At 65.9% G+C, this 23919-nt stretch carries 21 protein-coding genes; 13 read left to right on the top strand and 8 right to left on the bottom strand.

Going from position 1 to position 23919, the window contains the following annotated elements; genetic code table 11:
* Window positions 1-48: 48 nt before the first annotated feature.
* From D4739_RS15215 to D4739_RS15190, 6 genes are all read right to left on the bottom strand, one after another.
* On the bottom strand, window positions 49-1848 hold the full coding sequence (locus D4739_RS15215; RefSeq protein WP_274380506.1) for an IS481 family transposase: 1800 nt from the start codon (window positions 1846-1848) through the stop codon (window positions 49-51).
* A gap of 313 nt (window positions 1849-2161) precedes the next feature.
* Window positions 2162-2536, bottom strand: coding sequence for a hypothetical protein (locus tag D4739_RS15210; RefSeq protein WP_120061397.1), 375 nt, complete (start codon window positions 2534-2536; stop codon window positions 2162-2164).
* Window positions 2469-3173 carry a hypothetical protein gene (locus D4739_RS15205; RefSeq protein WP_120061396.1) on the bottom strand — a complete coding sequence of 235 codons (705 nt, stop codon included), beginning with the start codon at window positions 3171-3173 and terminating at the stop codon, window positions 2469-2471. The genes D4739_RS15210 and D4739_RS15205 overlap by 68 nt, the downstream gene beginning before the upstream one ends.
* Window positions 3174-3467: 294 nt before the next feature.
* Window positions 3468-4295: an HNH endonuclease gene (locus tag D4739_RS15200; protein WP_120061395.1), complete on the bottom strand. Its 828-nt coding sequence runs from the start codon at window positions 4293-4295 to the stop codon at window positions 3468-3470.
* 87 nt (window positions 4296-4382) lie between these two features.
* Entirely contained in the window at window positions 4383-5249 is an 867-nt protein-coding gene (locus tag D4739_RS15195) for an Nmad3 family putative nucleotide modification protein (RefSeq protein ID WP_120061394.1), read from the bottom strand.
* Window positions 5246-6169, bottom strand: a complete 924-nt coding sequence (locus D4739_RS15190; protein WP_147384954.1) for an Nmad2 family putative nucleotide modification protein — start codon at window positions 6167-6169, stop codon at window positions 5246-5248. The genes D4739_RS15195 and D4739_RS15190 overlap by 4 nt, the downstream gene beginning before the upstream one ends.
* A 221-nt stretch (window positions 6170-6390) precedes the next feature.
* Between D4739_RS15190 and D4739_RS15185 the strand changes: the two genes are divergently transcribed.
* The 6 genes from D4739_RS15185 (at window position 6391) to D4739_RS15165 (ending at window position 11808) form a co-directional block, all read left to right on the top strand.
* Window positions 6391-6585, top strand: coding sequence for a MerR family transcriptional regulator (locus D4739_RS15185; protein WP_120061945.1), 195 nt, complete (start codon window positions 6391-6393; stop codon window positions 6583-6585).
* Between the two features lie 421 nt (window positions 6586-7006).
* The gene (locus D4739_RS15180) at window positions 7007-7441 is read left to right on the top strand and encodes a hypothetical protein (protein ID WP_120061392.1); all 435 of its coding nucleotides are present in this window, start codon (window positions 7007-7009) and stop codon (window positions 7439-7441) included.
* A 290-nt stretch (window positions 7442-7731) separates the two neighbouring features.
* Window positions 7732-8913 carry a DUF262 domain-containing protein gene (locus D4739_RS15175; protein WP_120061391.1) on the top strand — a complete coding sequence of 394 codons (1182 nt, stop codon included), beginning with the start codon at window positions 7732-7734 and terminating at the stop codon, window positions 8911-8913.
* Between the two features lie 3 nt (window positions 8914-8916).
* The gene (locus D4739_RS16710) at window positions 8917-9600 is read left to right on the top strand and encodes an MAE_28990/MAE_18760 family HEPN-like nuclease (protein WP_182920439.1); all 684 of its coding nucleotides are present in this window, start codon (window positions 8917-8919) and stop codon (window positions 9598-9600) included.
* Between the two features lie 191 nt (window positions 9601-9791).
* A complete protein-coding gene (locus D4739_RS15170; protein ID WP_120061390.1) occupies window positions 9792-10118 on the top strand; it encodes a nucleotide pyrophosphohydrolase in 327 nt (108 codons plus the stop codon).
* On the top strand, window positions 10099-11808 hold the full coding sequence (locus tag D4739_RS15165) for a DUF2075 domain-containing protein (RefSeq protein ID WP_120061389.1): 1710 nt from the start codon (window positions 10099-10101) through the stop codon (window positions 11806-11808). Before D4739_RS15170 ends, D4739_RS15165 begins: the two co-directional genes overlap by 20 nt.
* 241 nt (window positions 11809-12049) lie before the next feature.
* Here the strand turns inward: D4739_RS15165 and D4739_RS15160 are convergent, their stop codons facing one another.
* Window positions 12050-12898 (bottom strand): hypothetical protein, encoded by an 849-nt coding sequence (locus D4739_RS15160; RefSeq protein ID WP_120061388.1) that lies wholly within the window; start codon window positions 12896-12898, stop codon window positions 12050-12052.
* Window positions 12899-13227: 329 nt separating this feature from the next.
* On the opposite strand from D4739_RS15160, the gene D4739_RS15155 reads away from it, so the two are divergent.
* A complete protein-coding gene (locus tag D4739_RS15155; protein ID WP_120061387.1) occupies window positions 13228-15657 on the top strand; it encodes a GmrSD restriction endonuclease domain-containing protein in 2430 nt (809 codons plus the stop codon).
* 64 nt (window positions 15658-15721) lie between these two features.
* The gene (locus D4739_RS15150; protein ID WP_120061386.1) at window positions 15722-16690 is read left to right on the top strand and encodes an ADP-ribosylglycohydrolase family protein; all 969 of its coding nucleotides are present in this window, start codon (window positions 15722-15724) and stop codon (window positions 16688-16690) included.
* A 66-nt stretch (window positions 16691-16756) separates the two neighbouring features.
* Here D4739_RS15150 and D4739_RS15145 read toward each other — a convergent pair whose 3' ends face one another.
* Window positions 16757-18898, bottom strand: coding sequence for an MMPL family transporter (locus tag D4739_RS15145; RefSeq protein ID WP_120061385.1), 2142 nt, complete (start codon window positions 18896-18898; stop codon window positions 16757-16759).
* A gap of 132 nt (window positions 18899-19030) precedes the next feature.
* On the opposite strand from D4739_RS15145, the gene D4739_RS15140 reads away from it, so the two are divergent.
* The 5 genes from D4739_RS15140 (at window position 19031) to D4739_RS15120 (ending at window position 23916) form a co-directional block, all read left to right on the top strand.
* A complete protein-coding gene (locus D4739_RS15140; protein ID WP_120061384.1) occupies window positions 19031-20179 on the top strand; it encodes a sensor histidine kinase in 1149 nt (382 codons plus the stop codon).
* A complete protein-coding gene (locus D4739_RS15135; RefSeq protein ID WP_120061383.1) occupies window positions 20176-20868 on the top strand; it encodes a response regulator in 693 nt (230 codons plus the stop codon). The genes D4739_RS15140 and D4739_RS15135 overlap by 4 nt, the downstream gene beginning before the upstream one ends.
* 95 nt (window positions 20869-20963) lie before the next feature.
* Complete coding sequence (locus D4739_RS15130) at window positions 20964-21431, top strand: hypothetical protein (protein ID WP_120061382.1); 468 nt, start codon at window positions 20964-20966, stop codon at window positions 21429-21431.
* A 74-nt stretch (window positions 21432-21505) separates the two neighbouring features.
* Window positions 21506-23587: a SpoIIE family protein phosphatase gene (locus D4739_RS15125; protein WP_120061381.1), complete on the top strand. Its 2082-nt coding sequence runs from the start codon at window positions 21506-21508 to the stop codon at window positions 23585-23587.
* Window positions 23584-23916 carry an STAS domain-containing protein gene (locus D4739_RS15120; RefSeq protein WP_120061380.1) on the top strand — a complete coding sequence of 111 codons (333 nt, stop codon included), beginning with the start codon at window positions 23584-23586 and terminating at the stop codon, window positions 23914-23916. Before D4739_RS15125 ends, D4739_RS15120 begins: the two co-directional genes overlap by 4 nt.
* Window positions 23917-23919 lie beyond the last annotated feature (3 nt).

Here is a 23919-nt window from a genome sequence, read left to right as displayed (position 1 = left end):
TCAGTACGTCCTTGACGGAGTTGTGTCAGGACCTGCTTGACGCTCTGCCTAGGAAATTGAGGTAGCTGCGGTCCGTGGCCGCATGGTCCTGATGTTACGGACGGCCTGGTCCGTGGTCCGCCGGACGACCTTGGTGTCGCCGTCGGGCAGATCGATGGCCAGCGTTGACTCGGACACGTGCACGGTGACCACGGCGTGCTTGAACTGCCTGCCCAACGCGACCCGCTGACCGGCCACCATGATGCCGCCGGAGTTGTCCGAGCGACGTTCCACGGTGATCGGCTCGGTCGACGGCCGCGGCCTTTCGCCGACGGGCTTGCGGCGCTGCAACGTCCACTGCTCGCCGGGCTCGAGCGGGTTCGGACGGGTGCGCAGCAGCTCGCGGGTCTCGGGGTCGAAGAACAGCAACGGGGCGTCGTCCTCGATCCAGATCCCGACCTTGCGCCCACCCAGCATCCACGCCGCCAGGATCACCCGTCTGCCCAGCGACACCGTGCCGCCCATCGACACGGTCCGCTCGACTTCGACGACCCCATGGCGGGGCTGCCGCTGCGACGGTGCGGGCGGGGGACCAGCTGGGGCCGCGCCCTGGGCCACGAGCCTGTCCATCTCCGCGGCGGTGAACCGCGACCGCACCGACTTGAACCGGTGTCCGCCGGTCGACAGGTGCACCCAGTCGCGATCGATCCAGAACCTGATCACTTGCCCGGCCCGCTCGGGACCCAGCCAGAACTGATGGCCCGTCAGGCTCATGTTCCCCGACGGCGGCACCGACTTCTCCAGCTCGATCGGCCCACCCGGCTCCCTACGCATCGTCGCTTTCTGCTGGGCGGTAGCGGGGACAGGATCTGAACCTGGCACCTCAGCCGGTGGTGGGGGAGCGACCTCCAACGCGGGCGGCACCCACAACTCGAGCTCGCTCGTCGGGGCTGGTGCGAACCGGTCCGCTGGCACGACCGGCACGCGGTCATCGAGTGCCTGGTGCGGCCTCTCCCGGTTGTAGTCGGCCACCCACACGTCCACCGCCGCCTGCGCCTGCGTCACCGACGTGAACGGGCCCAGCTCGCTGATCTCGGGACGGAAGGTGCCGTGGAACCGCTCGACCTTGCCGTTCTGGTTCGGCGATGCCGGCGCCGTCAGCCGGTGGGTGATGCCGTTGCGGCGGCAGAGCTTGTCGAACAGCACCTCACCACGGGACGGTCCGTGCCGACTGAACCGGTCGGTGAACTGCTTGCCGTTGTCGGTGATCACCTCCTCCGGCACCCCGTACTTCGCCAGTGCCTGGGCGAACGCCAGGCACACCGATCTGGCGGTGGCCCGCTCGACCACCGCAGCCATCACGCAGAACCTCGAGTGGTCGTCGATTCCGGTGACGATCTTCGCCTCCCGCAGCTCACCAGTGACAGTGTTGACCAGGGTGATGCCACCGACGATGTCGATGCCCCACAACTGCATCGGCCCAGGCCGCTCGAACCGGATGTAGGAATCCCGCGCCCGCTTCCGTGGGCGTTCCTTGAGCAGCTGGTGCCGCCGCAGGATCCGGTTGATCGTCGAGGTCGACGGCACCGGGCCGGTGAAGTACTCCGGTGGTTTGCGGAGCAACTCGAGTCGGATCCGCTTCGCGCCCCACCGGGCATGCTCGCGGCGCAACTCGAGGACCGCCCGTTCCACGGCCTGCGCTGCCTGATGCGGGCACGACCGCGGCCGCGACGACCGGTCCGCCAGACCGGCGACGCCCTCAGACAGATACCTGCCCACCCACGTGTGGACCGACTGACGGGAAACCCCGACCTGGGCAGCAACCTCGGTGACCGAGGCACCTGCCAACACCGCGCGAACCGCGTCCAACCGCTGCTCGACAACCGACAACGCAATCAGTGCCAATCCCAGCCTCCCGCCCGACGACGACCACGGAACATCGTCGAGCGAAAGCCCGCCATCGCGGCAAGGTGTCAAGCAGGTACTGACACTCCGGTGTCAAGCACGTACCGGGACAGGACATGTCTTGACGAAGCGCTCTGCCGATTCCGGCTCTTAGGAAATCAAGGGCGCCGGCTCCGCCGGCGCCGCCGCGGGGCCCCGCGCTCCGGGCTGCGGCCTAGCGGCCGGTCCCTCTGCGCACCCCGCGCGGGCTAAGCGGGGCGCCACGGAATCCAGCTACCTAGTCCTCGAGCCCACCCCTGAAGGACACGGCATACGGGTCCATGATCGAGCGGTTTTGGCCAACCAGTTCGCTGCCAACGAAGTACTTGACCATCCCGCTGAACGCATCGTTGTCGCCCACCGTCTCGACGATCTGCTCGTTGATTTTCATGACTGCCTGCTGAGCGACATCTACGTCGACGCCGAGGAGGCCAGCGTGCAGTTGCACGTAAACGACGCCTGGTGCACTGCCCGGCTCAATACTCGAAATCATCGGCGGGTCGCCGAAGGCTGTGTTGAAGGTCTTCGCGAGGTCCGCAAGATCCTTAAACGTCTGATCCTCCGTGCCTGCCGCCTTCGCCTCGGACGTCGTACCGCCCGAGAGGACCTTCACCGAAACCGCGCGCATCCAGCCGTCGGACTTCTCGTCGTTGATGGTGGACCTCCGAGGCCTCCAGAACCATCTGGACCTTGGTGCCGTTCTGTAGAGCGCCCGCCTGGCCTTCGTTCTCCAGCAAGACCTGAAGGTCCTGCGCGCCGCCCTTGGCCTTCAGATTCACCGCGTAGTCGCCCGACGCGCCGACGCCCCAGATATCCGACGCGATCATTTCCCCGATGACCTCGAACCGGTCACCGGTCTTGATGCCGCTTGTGCTCGGTGAATTGAGCCTGTCGAGGAGCTCGTCGACCGTGATCTTTGTTGGAGCCTTCGCAGGTTCCTCGGAGGGCGACTCGCTCGCCGAAACGGCAGTCGGCTCCGGCTTGACCCCGTCCGTCTTCTTGTCATCGCCTCCGAGTGCGGAACCGATGCCGATCACGGCGACCAGAAGCACAGCGGCTGCAATGCCGCCACCGACGAGCAGCATGTTTACCGGCTTCTTCGGGCGTCGGAAGTTCGGTGTCGCCTTGATGCGACCGGTCTCCTGGTCGACGAGCTCCCAACCGTCCTTGGCCAGCTTCGAGACGATGACTCCCTCGGTACCGCGAACGGTCTGGACAGTCTTCTTCTCGTACTTGATCTCGCCGGCCACGTAGAACTCCCCAACTCTCGGATCGACACAGCGACGCAAACGTAGTGGCGGGCAACGCGCGCCGTACGTCGATCCGTTGGAATGACCGGATCCTGTGATCCCAGTCGGCGCACTGACGACGGAGGGCGGGCTCTGGCCCCGGGCCGTGTCGCCCCGGCGGTCACAGTCCGCTCCGATCACTCACGGTGGAGACGTAGCCACGATCTCCGGGGCCGCCCCGAAGCGTCACCGTCGTGCGTGGTTGCGGGGCGTCAGTGGTCCCGGACCTCGCAGACGTCGCTGGCCGTGGGTGGCTCAGAACCGATTGCTCTTGCCCAGATTGCATGCCTGGCAGAGGGCCTGAAGGTTCTCGGACACGGTCTGCCCACCTCGACTCACCGCGACGATGTGGTCAACGTGAAGGACAGCTCCGTGTTGCGCAGAAGTGCCACACATCCGGCATCGGTAGCCATCGCGCCGCAGTATGTCGGCCCGCAGCCGATCGGTCATCTTGCTGCGCTCGAGCTTCCTGAGAAACTGAGTCGTCTGCTTGGTCGCCTGAATCTGGCGCACTTCCGCGATCGCAAGCCGCAATGATTCGAAGTCCCAGGTCATGCTCTGGCTGTAGGAGTTCTGCCCCTTGGGGCTGCGGTAGGTGACGACGCACTCCACGCGTGCCTGGCGGCGTGGCTCGGCCAGCTTCGTCTTCGTGAAGAGCCGCTGTTCGACCTTGGCGTACCGCGTCTGAGCCATCCGCTCAGGTGTGGTCATTCCGAGCAGGGTCAGGCCAAGGTAGTCGGCGCGCTTTGCGTAGTCCGTGTAGATGTCGAGCACCTGAAGTCGGCGCGACACATAGCCATCGAAGTAGGCCTCGTACTCGAGGACTGACCTCAGGAAGTAGTCGCGCAGCGAGTAGCGATCGAATTTGGACTTCGAGCTGACGGCATCTACGAACCGTTGCTTGAGCATGGGCTCCGACGTGAGTTGGCCCGCGACCGATCCGTTGAGATCGCGCAGCGCGGCCAAGGCTTCACTGGTGGTCTTCACGATCTTGCGGCGGTGGAGTCCGATGCTGATCCAAACGACAGCCGCCAGCAGCGCACTCCAGGTGACAAGCAAGACCGCCACGTCAGGGGCGGACATGCGGCTCACCCTAGTGACAAGAGCCGACGCTTCGAGACGATTCGAATCAATCTGGGCTCATCGGACTACTCCAAATGGGCCGTTGAGTCACGTGCGCGGGCCGTTGGCGCTGGACCCAATCAGCAAGTCGGCCACCCACGGAATCGCTTCGGGATACGACGCGGTGTCCAGTACAAACTCCTGACCGCGCGCTGCACTCGTGAGCTCCACCCGGTCGCCATTGATCTGCCACCGGCCGGGGTCGCTGTGATAGCCCAACGGCGGGCGAGTGTCAGTTGGTGCAAACCATGCGGGCAGTTCCCAGAGCGATCGGCTGCTTCCCGGCTTTGTCAGTCGCCTCCGATCGTCGTACGTGCCGCAGACGCCCGCGCCCGGCAGATCGACGGTGGTGCCCGCGAGCTCCAACTTGTCCTGGCCGACGTACAGAGTGTTGTTGGAACCTCGGGACCCGGGCACTAGGTGCGGGTGATAGCTCATCCAGTCCGGCAGGGGAGACCCGTTGACGGGCACCATTTCGCCGACCTGCATCCAGCCCCAGATCACGTGGACATCCGGAGAGCGGGGGACATAGGAAAGGCGTCCACCGATACGCGTGACGCGACGGAACCAGCCAAAGAAGAGGAAGAGATCTCCAGGCCCGACAGACTCACGGGACAGCACTGATTGTGCGGCGTCAGTCTGCCCGAAGAGGGGACGCCATCCCGCCTCCCGTGGGTACGCACCCGGATCCAGGTCAGGGTCCAGGTGCGCAAAGTGGTCCCGGCGCGTCCGGCCGCGGGTCAAGTCGGATGCAACGATGCCCAGGTTCTCGCCGCCGACCACGATGTCCTGGTATCGGATTGACGACTGCTTGTCCGGGATTGGCATTGGAATCAGGGTGCCGTCGTCGAGGATCGGGTTGGCGACTTTGCCCGCTCCCGAGTCGAACGCCTTCCGGCTCAGAATGATCTTCATTCCTGACGCCAACTGGGGTCGCCGACCTTCCACTGGGCTGGTGCACCAAGCACCCCGCCCGGAAGGTTCGAGAACCAGTTCGCTGCCGTCGAGATCTGGTCAGGTGTGAAGTGCGACCGGTGGCCACGCCCAACCGCGAGGAACTCAAGTTCCTCTGGCAGATCCGGTCCGCGCTTTCCCCAATATGTGAACCGCTCGCCGACGAGGACACGTTCGCCACCGAGATCGACGCGCTTACGCTCGGCGTCTTCCGACCCATCCGGCCGCGAGTGGAAGGAGGGGAGCTGGTGGAAGTCGCGACCGACGGGCTCGTAGATGTTGTCGCCAGCGCGTTCGATGATGCGTGGCGACCACCGAACTGGGCGACGCGGAAGGTACCTCGGGTCCTCCCAGTACTCCTCGAAGCCGATGACCTTGGCCACTTGAACGGCGTAGACAACGCGCTCGCTGCGGCTAGAGAGCCCGACGAGGATGTCGCCCACACCGGCCGTGCGTCGGATAAGAGGCTTGCAGCATGCGAGGGTCAAGAGGCCGTGGAATGGATTGGGGGAGAACCCGGAGTCGTGGACAACGATGTAGGAGAAGACGCGGTTCGTTTCGACGGGATCGCCCCGAACCCAAGCCGGCTGGTGCTCGTCGGGACGAAAGGCGACGGCCGCGGCAGATGTCTCAGTGCTACCAAGCGGAAGCGCATCGATTGCGCCAAACGGCGGGTCCGACCACTTCGGGCCGCAGGAGTCGGCTGCAGGTGCGTGCCGCAGAGTGCCAGCCGGGGAGGGTCTAGAGCGGGTCGCCTCGCCGCGCGCCCAGGTATGTCCGCACGACTCGCAACTGATCTGCCGCCGGCCGTCCTCGAGCGGCACGCCGTACAGGTCCTCGTCCTCGGTGCACTCGGGGCACGCAATCATCACTGTCACCATTCATATGGAGTCTGCAAGTGACCGTCACGGTAGACCTGACATCCGACAGATGCGACAAGAAGGGTGCGAAGCGACGATGGTCGCGGCGGTCTCGCACCAGCGATCACGGCTGACTCCATCGCCACGGTGGAGACGTCGTCACAATCTCTGGGGCCGCCCCGAAGCCCCACCTCGGGCGGGTGGTTACGGCTTTCCGGGTCGCCGTCGGCGAGGGTGTTCGCATGACCAGGCCGAGACGGTACGAACGCCTCAACGACGCCGCCGAGCGGCTGTGCATCAACCCGAAGACGCTCCGACGCAGGATCTCCGACGGGACGATCGTCGGTTACCGGATCGGCCGCCTGATCATGGTCGACCCCGAGGAGGTCGATCAGAAACTCGTGCGGGTGATCCCGTCTGGCTACATGGGGCGGTGAGTGCCCTGCCAACGGTCTGAGCGTAGGTGCGCGCAGATCCCAGGGATGGTTGGCGCTATTGATCAGTTCGCGCCTGAGTGAGGGACTAAGTGAGGGACTATCGGTCCCACCCTGCTTCGCGTCGACTGCCACGTTGTGAACGGTCAGCGCGCCTCGGGGGGACCAGGGCACTCGTGTTCAGGCGGCCCAGAAGTAGCTGACACGGAAGAGGTCACTGGTTCAAACCCAGTATCGCCCACCACCACAGAACCGCCTCTGACCTGTGAGAACAGCAGATCAGAGGCGGTTCTCATTTCGGCTCCGTGCACCCAATGTGCCCCAGCTGCGCCGCCTCACCTCACCGGTAAGGGGCAATCAGAAGAACACGAAGCCTTGGATCACGCAGCACATTCGGGCGCGCGCTCTCTGGGAAACATTGGCCGTGAGGCACGGCCTCCCGACCGACTCGACCTGGGACTACGTCGCCAACCTCGCACCGGAGAGCAGCCAAGACCCAGCTGAGCTGATTCTCGAGATCGGGAAGGGCGCGGGCATCTACTTCTCCGAAGACGAGTGCGTGCCCAACGACGCATCGTCGGGCACTGAGCGGGCGGTCTGGACGATGCTCACAGAGGCCGGCTCCGACGTGGTCAGGCGCGCCGACCTGGACAGCTGGCACGTCTTCAAGACCGACACTCTCGTGCTGGTCCCCAATGACCTGAGTGCAGCCGACTGGCGGCGCGTCGCGGGCGAAGCGCTCCGGCTCACGCCGCGCGAGGGTGGCGCGCTGGCAGCTGCAGACATGCCGCCGCTTACTCCGGAGCAGATCTGGGAAGCTGCGCGCATCCTTGCATCGGCACCAGGCTCGGTGGGATGACCATGAACGACGGTCCCACTCGGCTGAGCGCCTGCTGCAGGGCAGCATCGGCGGGCACGTCTCCTGGGCCAACGCCAGGGACCGCACCGCGCGCACCGCGCCGGGTTGGACCGCAATTTCCTCGAAGAGCCCGAAGGCGACGAGGTGCGTGGCCTCCGTCGCTCCCGCACGCCGACATGGGAGCGGTCGCGAGGACGACAACATATCGGTAGCTGTTTGCCGAGTGCCGTACGCGGAGTTCCTCGGCCTGGGACTACGCTCGGCGATGAGCTAGCAACGGGAGGACTTCAGTGTCACTGCGAGACCAGATTGAGAGCCGGGCCAAGGAAATTCGTACGGATGGCTACTCCATGTCTATCGGCGAGGTCATCGGACTATGCAACGAAGGTGACATCGACATCCACCCCGAATTCCAGCGGATTTTTCGCTGGAAGGCAGAGCAGAAGTCCCGACTGATCGAGTCGATTCTGCTGGGAATTCCCATTCCACCGATCTTCGTCTCACAACGAGAGGATGGCGTTTGGGACGTCATCGATGGCGTTCAGCGGCTCTCCACGGTTCTTCAGTTCACTGGGAACTATGTGAATGAGGACGGCAAGCGTCAGCCTGGATTCCCGCTCGTCAGTGGCGAGTACCTCACTGAGATGAGGGGTTTCACTTGGACGCTTGCGGATGATTCGTCCGCTGTTTCAGTGGACAGCGGCCAGGTCGCCCTCGTCGAGGACGAGGACGAGGACGAGGACGAGGACGAGGGTCAAGATGAAACTGAGCTACTTGAGTTCGACGACGTGCTTAAGCGCGACTTCAAACGAGCCAAGTTGGAGTTCCGGATCATCACCAAGGGGTCAGATGAATCCGCAAAGTACGACCTATTCCAGAGGTTGAACTCCGGCAGTGTGCTTTCGCCGCAGGAAGCTCGAAACTGTCTGATGGTGATGATCAACAGGGACATGTTCGCTCTGACGCAGACCTTGGCGAGCGACGAGCCGTTTGGGGCGAGCATTCAGTTGTCGGAGCGGCAGGAAGAGCAGGCGTATCGACAAGAATTGGTCCTTCGATTCTTTGCGCAGAAGGACTTCAACGGGCCGGACAAGGAGCTTCCTCAAGAGTTCGGTGAGTACCTCACGACCTGGATGCGTGGTGTCGCGACCGGCAGGGGGATATCCAGCGCAGACGAGGCGAACTTCCGGACAACGTTCGAGTTGCTGGTCGCCGCGGAAAGCGATGATGTCTTTCGCAAGTGGGACGGCGCCAGACACATGGGACCGTTCTCAATCTCCTGCTATGAGTTCATAACGAGCGGCGTTTCCTACAACCTTGAACGCTGGGTAGGTGCGAAGCCTGAGGAACTCTCGGAGCGCATTCGTAATGTCTGGTCGGACGATGTGTTCAAGGCCTGGAGCGGTACCGGAATGAGTACCCGACGCCGAGTTCCTCGTCTTGTAAACCGAGCACGAACCTACTTTGCCTAAGCCGTGACGTCCCTAACTGATGATGCGTTTGAGGAAGCGCTCACAGATGACTTGGGGTGGCGTCGGATGGAGTTGGTGCATCTCAAGAAGGCACTCGCCGACGCCGCGGCGAAGAGTACAGATAGCCCTGCCAGTCGCGGACTCAGCAGAGCCATGGTCGCGATGTGCTACGCCCACTGGGAAGGGTATTCCAAGAATGGCCTAGAGCATTACGCGAAGTTGGTGTCACGTCGAAAGCCTCGTATCTCGGAGGTAAGCGACGGTTTCGTGCTTGAGCATGTTCACCGGCTGATGAAGCGAATAGCGTCGGGGGACCGGGAAGCAAGAACGTCCTTGGCCGCTGCCATCCGCGGAGACTCAGACGAACGGATCAAGGTTGACAAGTCGCTGCTGGCTGACACGAAAGCCAATCTCCGCTATTCAGTGCTGGCGCAGTTGTTTGAGCGAGGATGCATCCCGTTGGATGCTTTCGAACTCAAAGCCAATTTGATTGACGTTCTTCTCTGCGACAGACGCAACGGCGTTGCCCATGGTCGTGCACTGTTCGTTCCTCCTGACCAGAGCCTCGAGTTGTGCACCGAAGTCTTAGGACTCATGGAGTCGATGCGCGATGTTCTCATTGGTCAGGTGCGATCGAAGCGTTACCTAGTTTCACGCGACGCCGCCGAACAGAAATCGGAATCATGAGTTCGGTCTGGCGCTGGCACTCGGATTACGTGCCACGCGCTACTTATCGACCGCATCGAACTGTGCATTTCCGCAGGACTATCGATGCGACGGTGCTGCAATGAGCGATGCAACAGCGTGGGCAGAGTTGCGCGGGCTCCTTCTTGTTGAACCGGCAGCCTGCGTGAGGTTGGCTAGCTAGGGTGGCGGGCATGGCGAGTGAGGCGGTCCGGGAGGCATTGCGCGAGTTCGTCGCGGAGCGGGACTGGGGCCAGTTCCACACTCCCGAGAACCTCGCCAAGAGCATCGTGATCGAGGCGGCCGAGTTGCTCGAGTGCTTCCAATGGAACGTGGAAGCCGACGCTGAGAAGGTCGCCCACGAGCTGGCCGACGTCGTGACCTACTGCCATCTCCTCGCCGACAAGCTCGGAGTCGACCTCGACCAGATCGTGCTCGACAAGCTCGAGGTGACGAAGGCGAAGTACCCGGTCGACCGTGCCCGCGGCCGGAGCGAGAAGTATGACCAGCTTCCGGATTGAGAGCGGGCCCTTCGCGAGCCGGCAGATCGATGAGTGGGCGACCGGCGACAGGCGCTTCAAGAACTGGCCGGTGGTCTATGCCCTCGACGGCGACAGCCGGGTCTACGTGGGGGAGTCGCGCAACGTCGTGGCTCGCTTCCGCCAGCACCTCGAGACCGCGGAGAAGGCTGCTTTGCACGGTGCACGCGTCGTACTCGATGAGACCTTCAACAAGTCGGTGTGCCTGGACCTGGAGTCGTATCTGATCCGGCTGCTCGCTGGCGATGGCCGGCTGACGGTGCTGAACCGCAACGAGGGCATCACCAACGCGGAGTACTACGCGCGGGCTGACTACCAGCAGGTGTTCGTCGAGATCTTCGAGGCACTGCGCGACGACGGGCTCTTCGAGGGCACGATCCGCGAGATCGAGAACTCTGACCTCTTCAAGCTCTCGCCGTTCAAGGCGCTGAGCAAGGACCAGGAGGCTGTCGTCGAGGACATTCTCGACGGGCTCTTCGACGACCTCGAAGCGAAGCGCGGCAGCCAGATCGTCGTACAGGGCGACCCCGGCACGGGGAAGACGATCGTGGCGGTCTATCTGATGAAGTTGCTGAGCGACATCAAGGCTTGGGACGGCAGCCAGCTTGAGAGCGACTCGGTGATGGCGGACTACTTCGTCGAGGGCTATCCCGAGCTGCTGCAGGACTTCCGGATGGGGTTCGTTGTGCCGCAGATGTCGCTCCGCAAGACGATCCAGCGGGTCTTCAAGAAGACGCCCGGCCTGCACCCGGCGATGGTGATGTCGCCCTTCGAGGTCGGCAATCGCGAGGGCCATTTCGACCTGCTGATCGTCGACGAGACGCACCGGCTCCGGCAGGCCGGCAACCAGCCCGCTGGGCCGCTCTACAAGATGTTCTCCGACATCAACATCAAGCTCTTCGGGCGCGACGACCAGGACCTGACCCAGCTGGACTGGATCAAGGAGAAGAGCTCCCACCAGATCTTCCTGCTCGATGCCGCGCAGAGCGTCCACACCGCCGACGTACCGATGCGACTGCTCGACGAGCTCGTGGCGGCAACGGGGGAGCTGCAGCGGAAGTACCGGCTGACCTCGCAGATGCGCGTCCGGGCGGGTGAGGACTACGTCGGCTACGTGCGCGAGATCCTGAGCGACCTCCCTCCCGAGCCGCGGGCCTTCGCCGACTACGACCTGCGCTTCTTCGACGATCTCGGCGAGATGCGCGAGGCGATTCGGGTGAAGGATGCGGAGCACGGCCTTGCGCGGCTGGTGGCTGGGTTCGCGTGGAAGTGGGTCACCAAGAACGACAAGAGCGCCTACGACATCGTCATCGACGGTGTGAAGCTGCGGTGGAACCAGACCGACCTGGACTGGGTCAGCTCGAAAACGTCGGCCGACGAGGTCGGCGTCATCCACACCATCCAAGGCTATGACCTCAACTACGCCGGCGTGATCATCGGCAAGGACCTGCGTTACGACGCCAAGCTCGGGCGGATGTACTTCGACCGGACGAACTACTTCGACCCGACAGCCGCGAACAACATGCCGCGGCGGGGGATCCGGTTCACCGACGACGACGTACTCGGGCTCGTGCGGAACATCTACGCCGTGCTGCTGACGCGGGGCATGCGCGGGACCTACGTCTACGTCTGCGACGACTCGCTCCGCGAACACCTGCGCAAGTTCTTCTAGCAGTGCCTTGCATGGGCGGCGGACGCCGTGGCCACCCGAATCGGTCCGTACCGGAATGCAATCGCCCGGTCAGATGCTCGCAGTTACCCCGGACCGAAATCGGCCACGCCTGGGAACGTCATGGTCCCGGCGTCGGTCTGGTCCGAAGTCGACCGGTCTGGTTCTGGCCCAGTGCGTTCGCAACCATCACCTCGAATTCCGCAGGTGTGGTGTCTGCTGCCTGAAAGCAGCAATTCACTCCTTAATCCAGGAGCAAGAACACGGCAGGGATGATCACGCTTGCCAGCAGGAAAGTGACGGTCGCTCCTACCGTCTTGATCCGCCGGTGCGAACGGCTGGGATCGCCATCGCGATGGACGTCGAGGGACGGAAGGGCCCAGCGCCGGGCCCTCTCCAGCAGCCAGAGCGAACCCGCGTAGACCACGACCGCGAGCAGCACAGCGAGGGCCACTGAGGAGGCTTCCCACTTCCCGTCGGGTAGCGCTAGAGCGACCAGCTGGATGCCAAAGTTGAAGACGATCGCCAGTATGAGGGTTGGCCAAGTGAAGTGTCGGAACGGCGCCCACTTCGGACGCTGGTCAAGCAGCTGTTCCTTGAGTTGGTCGAAGGCCCCCGCGACCCAGTGTTCATCCGTGCCCGACACGACGAGCTTTGCGCCGTCTCGCACGGTCGTGTCCCGGAGGGTAATGTCGATCTGCGGCGAATGACTCGACCACGAGGTCTGGATCGTGATGCGGTCGATCTCATCAAGTTTCACGCCCTCGAGCGATGAGGCGATGTCGCCAGTGTTTGTCCAGCGGTCGCCCCTGCCAGAGACGCGCACCGACAACTTGTGCTTCTGGACGATCCGCTCAAGCGCGCGCTCGTGCACGCCGTAATCATTCTCGGTCGGCGCTGGCCCAAGGGCCGCGACCTCCTTGAGGAACTCGCGCTCCAGCAGGTCTTCGACGGTCTGCTGGATCTTCTTGAGTGCGGCCGGACCACCGACCCACGAGCTCTGCTTGTGCTCGCGCCGGTAGATCGCCCGCTCGGTGCTGGTCAGTCGGGGGTACTGCGGCTGGGGGCGTTGCCCCGATTCTTCGGTCGACACGTCCGCAAGCGTAGAGGCAGATCTCGGCAGCCACGGTGGATGCTCTGGTGACGTGGAGATGCGAGTTTGTCAATGCGCTCGCTCAACCCCCCGCGTCGTCGAGTTGCTCGGCAGGTGAGCGCTTCGACGCACCCACTTCGATTGGTGATCTCGACCTCGCTCGTAGCGGCACCAGTCTCGTCTGTCGACGGCTGATGCGACCATCCTCGCTCCCGACTCACTGACGGTCTGCCGCTCAGCACGGCCTCCCCGAACGCGATCGATCCCTAGATTGCGGAAGTTGAGCTGTTCGGCGACCTCACTCGGACGCCATCACTATCGTGCCAAGGGTGAGAACCGACGTCCTGACTCCACAGGCTGTGTTTTACCTTCCGCAGCACCTTGTGGTTCCACTGTTCCAGCGGCCGTACGTCTGGGACGAGGCGGAGCAGTGGCTGCCGCTGTGGCAGGACATCTCGCGCCTCGCAGAGCTGCGGCTTCGAGACCCGTACTCAACCCCAACCCACTTCCTGGGTGCTGTTGTCCTCCAGGCGCTGGAGAGTCAGCACGGCGTGGTGCCCGCCAAGAACGTGATCGATGGTCAGCAGCGCCTCACCACGCTTCAGGTCCTCATTGACGCGTCCGCGGCGGTCTTCGAAGGACGAGGGCTCGATGGACTCGCAGCTCAGTTCAGGGACCTCACGCACAATCGCGCATACAGCGATGTCGTGGGCGCGAGCCTGAAGCTGCAGCACACGAATCAGGACGGCGTGGCGTTCGGCGAAGTCATGGATGCCGAGCCCCCGGTTGTGCACGAATTGCTCAAGCACACCGGCGCCAGGATCGTACGGGCGCACGCGTTCTTCGTTGACCGGGTCGAGCAGTGGCTCGGGGAGGGCGACGACGTTCGTGCGCGCGCTGATGCCCTCGCCCACTCGATCAGCCAGGGGCTGCAGCTCGTCGTCATCGACCTTCAAGCCCAGGAGAACTCGCAGGAGATCTTCGAGACCCTCAACGCACGTGGAACTCCGCTGACGGCAGCCGATCTCATCAAGAACTTTGTATTCCAGAGGCTCGAAGCCGAGGGCGCCGATACGAGGCGCGCCTATGCCGAGGACTGGCCGTTCGAGGAACCGTTCTGGGAGGTCGAGGTCAGCGTCGGCCGCTACAGCATGAGTCGGAGCTCACTGTTCCTCAGCCAATGGCTCGGGAGCCGACTGGGAGAGGAGGTCAGCCCTCGCCAGACTTTCATCAGGTTCAAGACGTACGTCGACTACGAGTCTGGCAGCAAGATGGGCGACCTGCTTCTGGCCATCAAGGCCCAAGCCGGTCTCTACCGGGGGTGGACCGAGCACGCGGCCGAGACGTCCCGGATCCTTACGCGCCCTGAGATGGCCTTCTACCGAATGAGCGCCGGAGGTGTCGAGCTGCTCAAGCCCGCAATCATCTGGCTGTACGACCCAGAAATGGCGATCCCACGGGATGTCGCCGACGAAGTCATTGCGATGCTCGAGTCGTGGGTCGTGCGACGACAGCTCCTTCGGCTGACCTCGGCTGACCTTGGACGCATCGTTGCGGAGATCATCCGCGTTAACCGCGACACCGACGCGTCGCTGCTCGTGGAGCGGGTCCGTGGAAACCTCACGCGCCTGAACGTGGCTTCCAACTACTGGCCCGGCGATGACGAGATCCGTGCACACCTCCGCACTGAGCAGGCGTACCGACGCTATACCCGTGGACGAATGCGCCTCTACCTGGAAGCAGTAGAGGACCACCTGCGCGGCGTTCACAAATACCCGCAGGTCGCACGCGCGGGTTATCCGATCGAGCACGTTCTGCCGCAGAAGTGGCAAAACAACTGGAACGTCGTGGGCCTCGAGGCGGAGCTTGCACGGAGCGAGCACGTCCATCGAATCGGGAACCTGACGCTCCTCACGACCAGTTTGAACAGCACCGTTTCAAATGGTCCGTGGGGCGGACAGGGTGGGAAGCGCGAGCGTCTCTTGAAGCACGACGTGATGCTCCTCAATCGCCACTTCCATGACAAGGCGAGCTGGGACGAGGCTGCTATCGATGAGCGGACGGCCCTTCTCACCGAACTGTTGTTGGCGGTCTGGCCCATTCCTGCTGGCCATGTTGGCTCGATCAGCGACGCACCTCAGAAGGAGGCGGCATGGGTCGAGTTGAAACACCTCGTGGCTGCCGGACTCCTACCGGCCGGAACTGTCCTACGCCCGAGGCCCGGCCAGTGGGACGCTGTCGAGGGCATTGTCACGGCCGATGGTCAGATCGAAGTTGACGGCAAGCTGTACGCCTCCCCGTCCAGCGCGGGATATCACGTCAAGGGCGGCAAGGCAGCAAACGGCTGGACGTTCTGGCGCCTGCCGAACGGCGGGCAGCTCAAGGACGTTCGTGCTCAGTACAGGGGTCAGTCGGCGGACAAGCCTGCGGGCTTCGATTGGTCGCGGATGCACGAAATTCTCGAAGCACTCCCGGCTGGACACTGGACCTCCTACAGCGACCTCGCCGATGCCGTAGGCACCGCTCCGCAGCCCCTTGGCACCCACATTGCCCGATGTCGGCAATGTGCCAACGCCTGGCGAGTGCTTGGTTCCGACGGACGCGTGGCTTCAGGGTTTGCGTGGGCTGATCCAGCGGACGACCGGGATCCGGAGCTGTTACTCCGCGAGGAGGGAGTGACATTCGTGAACGGCCTCGCGGACGTTCAACACCGCTTGGACAGCGAAGCGCTGGCCGTCCTGCTCGCCGCTGACGACTGAACACCGGCATGTGCCGTGCCCCGCGCGCGGCGGATTTGTCGGCCCTGCCCTCTACGTTCAGGCCATGGCAACACGGACTGACCGCGCGATTGGCGCAATCGTCGGCCTCGCATGTGGAGACGCGCTCGGCGCACCGTACGAGTTCGGCCCCGGTCAGGGAGCCGGCGATGCGGACTTTCATGCGCCCCGTGGGTGGGGCGAAGCTGGCACGTGGACCGACGACACGGCCATGGCTGTCGCTGTTCTCTTGGGCGCACTCGAGTTGCCCGAGCTGGAAACACCGATCGGGCAAGACGCTGTCGCGCGGACCTTCCTGCGCTGGGCGACTGAGGATGGCCGGGGTATCGGCAATCTGACTTTCAACGTTCTCCTGGCGGCACAAAAGCTGGCCAAGGAGCGGCACTTGGATGCCCCGGGGTCCGCCGAGTTTCGGGCGTCGGCCGCAGAATTCCACCGACGCAGCCCTGATGCGGCCGGCAACGGCGCGCTGATGCGCAGCGCGGCGGTGGCTGTCGGCTGTCTCCATGACCGAACGTTGCTCGCAGCCCGGGGCCGCGCGATCGCCGAGCTCACCCACATGCACCCGCTGGCGGGCGATTCCTGCGTCTTGTGGAACGAAGCAATCCGCGTCGCCGCGGTCGAGGAGCGGATCGACCTCTACGCCGGCGTCGACCTGCTGCCAACTGAACGCCACGAGCAGTGGCGCGCGTGGCTGAGCGAGGCGGTGTCGCGCCCGCCGTCGACCTTCACCCCGAATGGCTGGACGGTGTCTGCCCTCCAAGCAGCGGCCTCGGTCATCGCCCACTCGCCGGAGGAGGAAGGGCAGTTTCAACGCGGCCTCCACGCGGCCGTTCGGATTGGTAACGACACCGACACGGTGGCCGCAATCACCGGCGCCCTGTTGGGCGCACGCTGGGGAGTCGGCAGAATCCCCAAGGATTGGATCGAGTTGATCCACGGGTGGCCATCGATGGGTGGAGAAGGGCTCGCGGCGTTAGCGACGTCAGTGGCGGGTTCTCCGCGCGGAAGGTGACGTCGATCGGATCCGGGTCGCGCCGAGGTTTCCTTGTTGTGAGGATCGGCCAGGACAGTCCCTGAACTAGGAAGTCAGCGGCGGTGGGCCTACTGCGACCTCCACTGGCTGCGACTCCGCCGTCTCATGGTCCAGCTCCGGCAGCAGCCGATCCAGCCACGCGGGCAGCCACCAGTTCGCATCGCCCAGAAGCTTCATGGTGGCCGGGACGAGTACCAGGCGCACGACGGTCGCGTCGAGGAAGATCGCGGTGGCCAGTCCCAGCCCCATCATCTTGATCGCCGGGTCGCTGCCCAGGATGAAGCCGGAGAAGACCGCCACCATGATCAGCGCGGCTGCGGTGATGGTGCGCCCGGTGTTGGCGATCCCGGCGATGACTGCGCGGGTGTTGTCGCCGTGGCGGCGGTACTCCTCGCGCACCCGCGACAGCAGGAACACCTCGTAGTCCATGGAGAGCCCGAACAGGATCGCGAACATGAACAGCGGGATGAACGACACGATCGGCACCGTCGACTCCACGCCGATCAGGCCGGCGGCCCAGCCCCACTGGAAAACCATCACCAGCACGCCGTACGCCGCGCCGACGCTCAGCAGGTTCATCAGGACTGCCTTCAGGGGCACCAGCACCGACCGGAACAGCACCGTGAGCAGGAGGAACGACAGCAGCAGCACGGCCACCACGAAGCGTGGCATCCGCTCCTGCACTCGGTCACCGAGGTCGGCGAAGGTGGCCGTCTGGCCGCCGACGTGGGCGGTCGCCGCGGTGCCGTCCAGCACCGTCGGGAAGACCTCGCTGCGGAGTCTCTCGACGGTTTCCTGGGTGGCAACGTCCTGGGGCGACGTGATCGGCTGCGCGACCAGGGTCGCCACGCCTGCGGCGCGATCGATGGCCGGGTCGCCGACCGAGGTGATGCCCGGATCGGCTGCGATCGCGGCGGCCAGCGGCGCCACGACACTCTGTTGATCCGAGGACCCGGCGCCCTGGGAGATGTCGACCGCGATCACCAGCGGCCCGTTGGCGCCGGGGCCAAAGCCGTCGGCGATCAGGTCGTAGGCCCGGCGTTCGGTCCTCGACTCGGGCTTGGTCCCGTCGTCCGGGAAGCCCAGGTTGAGCGCGAGGACGGGTGCGGCCAGGGCGATCATGAGGACCGCGCCTCCGACGAGGTACGCCGTCGCGTTGCGGGTCACGTGAGCACCCCACCGGGTCCAGCCAGTGCTCGGCCGGTGGGGCGTGCGGCGGCGTCCGTTGATCCGGTGCCCCGCCAGCCCGAGAAGTGCGGGCAGCAAGGTGACCGAAGCGAGCACCATCACGAGCACCATCGCGGAGATGGCGACCCCACCACCGGTCACGAACGGGATCCCCGCGACGAGCAACCCGAGGATCGCCACGACGACCGTGCCGCCGGCGAAGATCACTGCCTGTCCTGCTGTTGCCAGAGCCCGGCCGACCGATTCGGCGACCGGCATCCCCAGGGCCAGGTTCTCGCGGTGCCGGGTGACCAGGAAGAGCGCGTAGTCGATACCGACGCCCAGCCCGACCATGGCCGCAAGCTGCGGCGCCCACGCCGGGATGTCGACCAGGTAGGTCACCAGCTTCATCGAGGTGATGCCGATGACCAGACCGAACAGCGCCATCCCGATCGGCAGCCCCATCGCGACGAACGAGCCGAAGGCGATCAGCAGGACGATCATCGCGACGACGAGCCCCGCGACCTCGCCGATCCCGGTGGGTGGCTCCTCGAACGCGAAGAACAGGTCGCCTCCGCTCTCCAGGGTCAGCGACGACTCGTCACGCAGGTCGGCGACGGCGTCCTTGAGGTGGTCCAGGTCGGAGGCATCGAGGTGCTCGACCGCGGGGTACTGCACACGCACGAGTGCGACCGTGCCGTCCGGCGAGACGTTGCTGGTCGTCGTGAGCACGCGCGGGAGTGCCTCGAGAGCGGCCTCCACCGGCGCCAGCTGCGCGGCCGCGTCCCGGGCTTCGAGTACGACGTGAGCGGTGATCCCGCCCTCGTCAGCCTGGGCCTCGGCGAGCAGCTCCGCAGCCAGGTAGGAGTCGAGGCCGGGTGCCTCGAAGCTCTCCTCGAGATCACGCCCGAAGGCAACGGAGGAGGCGATGACGACGAGCGCGAGGACGACCCAGGCGCCGATGGCGGCCCAGGGCCGGGTGGCAGCAGACCGGCCGAGCCGGTAGAGGAGATTCGACATGCCTCCACGGTGGCGCGGCGGCGCGCGGCGTACATCGGGCGCAGGAGTGGGGGACTCCTCGGCCGAAAGGACGAGAAGCGACTCATGCTTGTGCCCCGTACGACGAGCGCGTCCGCTCTCTAGGGTGGAGAGGTGTTCGCCGCCCTCATCCGCTCGATCCTTGCCGAGCCCCGTGCCCCGGACCCGCCAGCGCGGGTGTGGCGGGACTGGGTCCTGGTGGGCGCCTTGCTGGTCACGGCCGCGGGCGAGGCTCTCTTCCGCGACGACGTGCCGTGGCGCCCCCTGGCCACCGTGGTCGCGCTTCTGGTGATCCCGGCCCTGCTCTGGCGGCGTACCCATCCACTGCTGGCGACCGCGGTCGGCTTCGGCGGCGGGATGGTGCTGCACATCCCCGCGGTCGTCGACGACAACCCCGATGTGGGGTTGTACGCCATGGCCAGCGTCCTGCTGCTGCCCTACGCCTTGTACCGCTGGGCTTCCGGGCCCGAGGCGCTGGTCGGGACGGCGATCGTCGCCGTCCCCGCGACCCTGTCTCTCGCGACCACCGAGACCCCCTTCGGTGAGGTGATCGGCGGCATCACCGTGCTGGTCGCCTCCTTCGCCCTCGGGGCCGCGATGCGCTACCGCGCGGTGGCGCGCCGGCGCGAGGTGGAGCAGGTCCGGACGCTCGAGCGCGGTGAGCTCGCCCGCGAGCTGCACGACACCGTCGCGCACCACGTGTCGGCCATCGCGATCCAGGCCCAGGCGGGGCGGGCGGTGGCAGCCACCGACCCGGCTGCGGCCCTCGAGGCGCTGGCAGTGATCGAGGCGGAGGCGTCGCGGACGTTGTACGAGATGCGCACGATGGTCCGGGTGCTTCGCCATGGTGAGGCGGGCGCCGGCGAGGCGGCCGACTACGCGCCGCAGCGGGGCATCGGAGACCTGGACGAGCTGGCCCGGATGAGCCCCGTGGTGCAGGTGCACCGCGGCGGCGACCTCGCGGGCCTGCCGCAACCGGTGGAGATGGCGGTCTACCGGATCTGTCAGGAGGCGGTCACCAACGCGATCCGGCATTCGCTGAACGCCACGGCGGTCACCGTGGAGGTCACCGGCGACCCCGGCGTCATACGGTTGCGTGTGCACGACGACGGAGAGGCAGCCCGCCCCGCGACCAGCGTGGGCTACGGCCTGCTCGGCATGGCGGAACGGGCCAAGCTGCTCGGCGGGGCCTGTCAGGCCGGACCTGACCCGGCCGGCGGCTGGACCGTCGAGGCGACTCTCCCGCGGGAGGTGCCGCAGTGACCAGCGAAGGGACCAGCGAGGGGACCAGCGAGGGGACCATCCGGGTGGTGGTCGCCGACGACCAGCTCCTGGTCCGGACCGGGCTCACCATGATCCTCAATGCGCAGCCCGGGATCGAGGTCGTCGGCGAGGCAACGGACGGCCTCGAGGCGGTGGCCGTGGCGCGCGAGCTGCGTCCCGACGTCTGCCTCTTCGACATCCGGATGCCCGGCATCGACGGCGTCGAGGCCACCCGCCAGCTCGCTGGCCCAAGCGTCGAGAACCCCCTGGCCGTCGTGATCATCACGACCTTCGATCTCGACGAGTACGTCCACGGCGCCCTCAAGGCCGGCGCCCGAGGCTTCCTCCTCAAGGACGCCGGGCCCGAGCTGCTGGTCCAGGCGATCCACGCAGCCGCGAACGGCGACGCGCTCATCTCGCCCGACATCACCCGCCGCCTGCTCACCACGCTGGCTGGCCTGGAGCGGACCTCCCCGCCGACCCAGCCGATCGAGCCGCTCACCGAACGCGAGGAAGAGGTGCTGCTCACCGTCGCCCGCGGTCGCACCAACGCCGAGATCGCCGACGAGCTGCACATCACCCTGAGCACGGTGAAGACCCACGTCGCCGCGCTGATGAACAAGCTCGGTGCCCGCAACCGCGTCGAGGTCGCGATGTGGGCCTACGAGACCAGGCGCGTCAAGGGATAGGGCTGGCTGACCTCCGGTCGCGTCCACGCAGCTCGCACGCTGGATGTGGCGCCGAGAGGATTGCCTCCGTGTGCGTTCACGCGCTTTGCTGAGGGATGGTCACGAGCGACTGGATCGCCTTGTCCGCGCTGATCGTTTCGGTGGGCACCGCCATCTTCACGCTGAGCTGGCGCTGGATCTCTCTGCGTCGAGCGGATGTCACGGCGTTCCTGCACTGGCTCCCGGCGCGGGCCTACATCAGCGTCGACGGGTGCGATGACGTGTCGGTGGGCTACCACCTGGTCCTGTGGAACAGGGGCCCGGCCCGTGCCCGGCTCGTCGATGTGGAGGTCCACTTCATGGATGGGGAGGAGGCGGAAACGCTTCGCCTGACCGACGTCGCGCCGGGTGAGCTCCCGCTGGCGCAGCTCGACCCCGGTGCCCGCTACCCGATCCCGTGGGCGTTGGGGGAGGACGGCCTCGCGCGGAGCGACGAGCGCCGGTTCGTGCTGACGTTGAGCTGGACGGACTCCCGGAGCCGCAGCGTTCAGGTGCCGATCAGGAGAGGGAACGTCGGTTCGTGACGCCGACGCGGTGAAACTCGCTGAGTTCCGCCGAACCGGGCACTGCTGCTGCGTGACTCGGGCATTCTGGGCAAATGCCTGATGCGGTCGACGGGTTGGCGCGACGGGCGGGACTGTTGCTCGCGGTCGGCATTGCCTACTACGTCGGCGCCCGCCTGGGCCTTCGGCTGTCACTGGTCGAGCACAACGTCACTCCGCTGTGGCCGCCGACAGGCATCGCGGTGGCGGCGTTCGTGCTGCTGGGTCGGTCGATGTGGCCGGCGGTGGCCGCGGCTGCGTTCCTGGTCAACCTGCCGATCAGCGAGAACGCCCTGGCTGCGGGGACGACCGCGGTCGGCAACGTGCTGGCGCCGTACGTCGCCGTGGTGCTGCTGGAGCGGTTCGGCTTCCGCAGGCAGCTCGACCGGCAGCGGGACGCGCACCTGATCGTCGTCGTCGCGCTCGTGAGCATGCTGGTCAGCGCCACGATCGGCGCCGTGACCCTTGTCGTCTCGGGGGCGATCGACGCCAACAGCTTCGTGGAGGCGTGGGCCGTGTGGTGGACCGGGGACACGATGGGCGTGATCCTGGTCGCTCCGTTCTTCCTGGCGATTCCGCTGTTCCGGGAGCTGCCGCGCTGGCACGTGGGGCAGTGGGTCGAGGCGGTTGTCGTGGCCGTCTGTGTTGCCGGGGTCGCCCTCGTCGGCATGCGCGCCGACATCCCCGTCCTGTTCCCGGTGCTCCCGATCCTCGGGTGGGCGGCGTGGCGGCTCCAGCTGCGTGGGGCGGCGCCGGCAGCGCTGGTGGCCTCTGTCGCGATCACCTGGTCGGTGACCCATGATTCGGCCCTGTTCGCGCCGGGCAGCCTGTTCGAGCAGATGCTGACGCTGCAAGGGTTCAACGCATGTGTCGCGCTCACGTCGTTCTTCCTCGCTGCCCTTGTCAGCGAGCGGATCCGGACCGCCGAGGTGCTGGAGCAGACGGCGCGGGCGCTCGAGGATCGCGTGCGTTACGAGACCCAGGGCCGCTCCGACGCGCTGGTGGAGCTGAGCAAGGAAGCAGCGCGCTCCGAGCGTGAGCACGAGATCGCGGTGACGCTTCAGCGGACGCTGCTCCCGGGGCACCTGCCCGCGATCCCCGGTGTCGGGATCGCCGCCCGCTACATCCCGGCATCGTCGGACATGCAGGTGGGCGGTGACTGGTACGACGTGGTGCAGCTGCCCCAGGGCTTGATCGGGCTGGCGATCGGTGACGTCGCCGGACACGGGCTCGCGGCCGCAGCAACCATGGGCCAGCTCCGGATGGCGGTGCGTGCCTACGCGCTGCAGGACTCCGCCCCGGCGTCGGTGATGGCACGGCTGCACCAGCTCGCGTCGCAGCCGCCGGCGGCGACGATGACGACGCTGCTCTACCTCGTCTTCGACCCGGACTCACGGATCCTCACCTTCGCGAACGCCGGCCATCCGCCCGCCCTCCGCGTCAGCGCCGGGGACGCGGCGTACCTCGGCGAGGCGACGTCGCCGCCCCTCGGCGTCTCCACGGCCGGCACGCATGGCGAGTCGAGCGTCGAGCTCGCACCCGGCACCACGCTCCTGCTCTACACCGACGGCCTCATCGAACGCCGCGGGGTGTCGATCCAGGATGGCCTCGACCGCCTGCAGGCGTTGTCCCTGACACTGGGTGACACCGACCTCGACGAGCTGTGCGACGTGCTCCTCGGCTCGCTGCTCGACCAGGGACCCGTCGAGGATGACGTCGCCCTGCTGGTCCTCCGGACCGCGCACTCCGACGGCAGCCCGCTGCACATCGACGTGCTCGCCGAGCCGCAGGTCCTGGTCCAGATCCGCAGCGCCTGCCGTCACTGGCTGCGGGACCTCGGAGTCAGCCACTCGATCGCTGAGGAGATCCTGGTGGCCTGCGGCGAGGCCTGCAACAACGTCGTCGAGCATGCGTACGGCGCGGCGCCGGGGCCGCTGGAGGTCGACCTGCGGATGGTGGGCGGTTCGGTGGAGATCGCTGTCCGCGACTACGGGACCTGGCGACCCGAGGCGGACCGTGGCGGTGGCTGGGGACTCGACCTCACCCGGGCGCTGATGGACAGCGTCGATGTCCGCGCTCGCAAGAAGGGCACCCAGGTCGTGATGCGTCGAGCAGTGGGGATCGGAGGCGGGCCATGAACGAGCTGGCGGAGGTCGAGGCAGCGGACCTGGACAACGTGCGGGTCGTGCGGGTCAGTGGCGAGATCGACCTGTCGAACGCACACGACGTGCTGGAGTCGATCGGCGAAGCCGTCCGCAGCGGGGCCACGGCGATCGTCGTCGACCTGAGCGGCGTCACGTTCCTGGACAGCTCCGGGATCTCGATGCTGTTCCGGCTGCACGAGCGGATCGGCTACAGCCGGCAGGAGCTGCGCCTGGTGGTGCCACTGGCCTCGCCCATCCGTCGGGTGCTCGAGCTGACCCGGATCTCCGACGTGATCCCGCTCCACGAGTCGCTCGACGGCTAGAGA

This window comes from Nocardioides cavernaquae (assembly GCF_003600895.1).
In the GTDB taxonomy this organism is placed as follows: Bacteria; Actinomycetota; Actinomycetes; order Propionibacteriales; family Nocardioidaceae; genus Nocardioides; species Nocardioides cavernaquae.
Note: the sequence above shows the minus strand (reverse complement) of the source record. Positions and strands in the feature narration are given on the sequence as shown.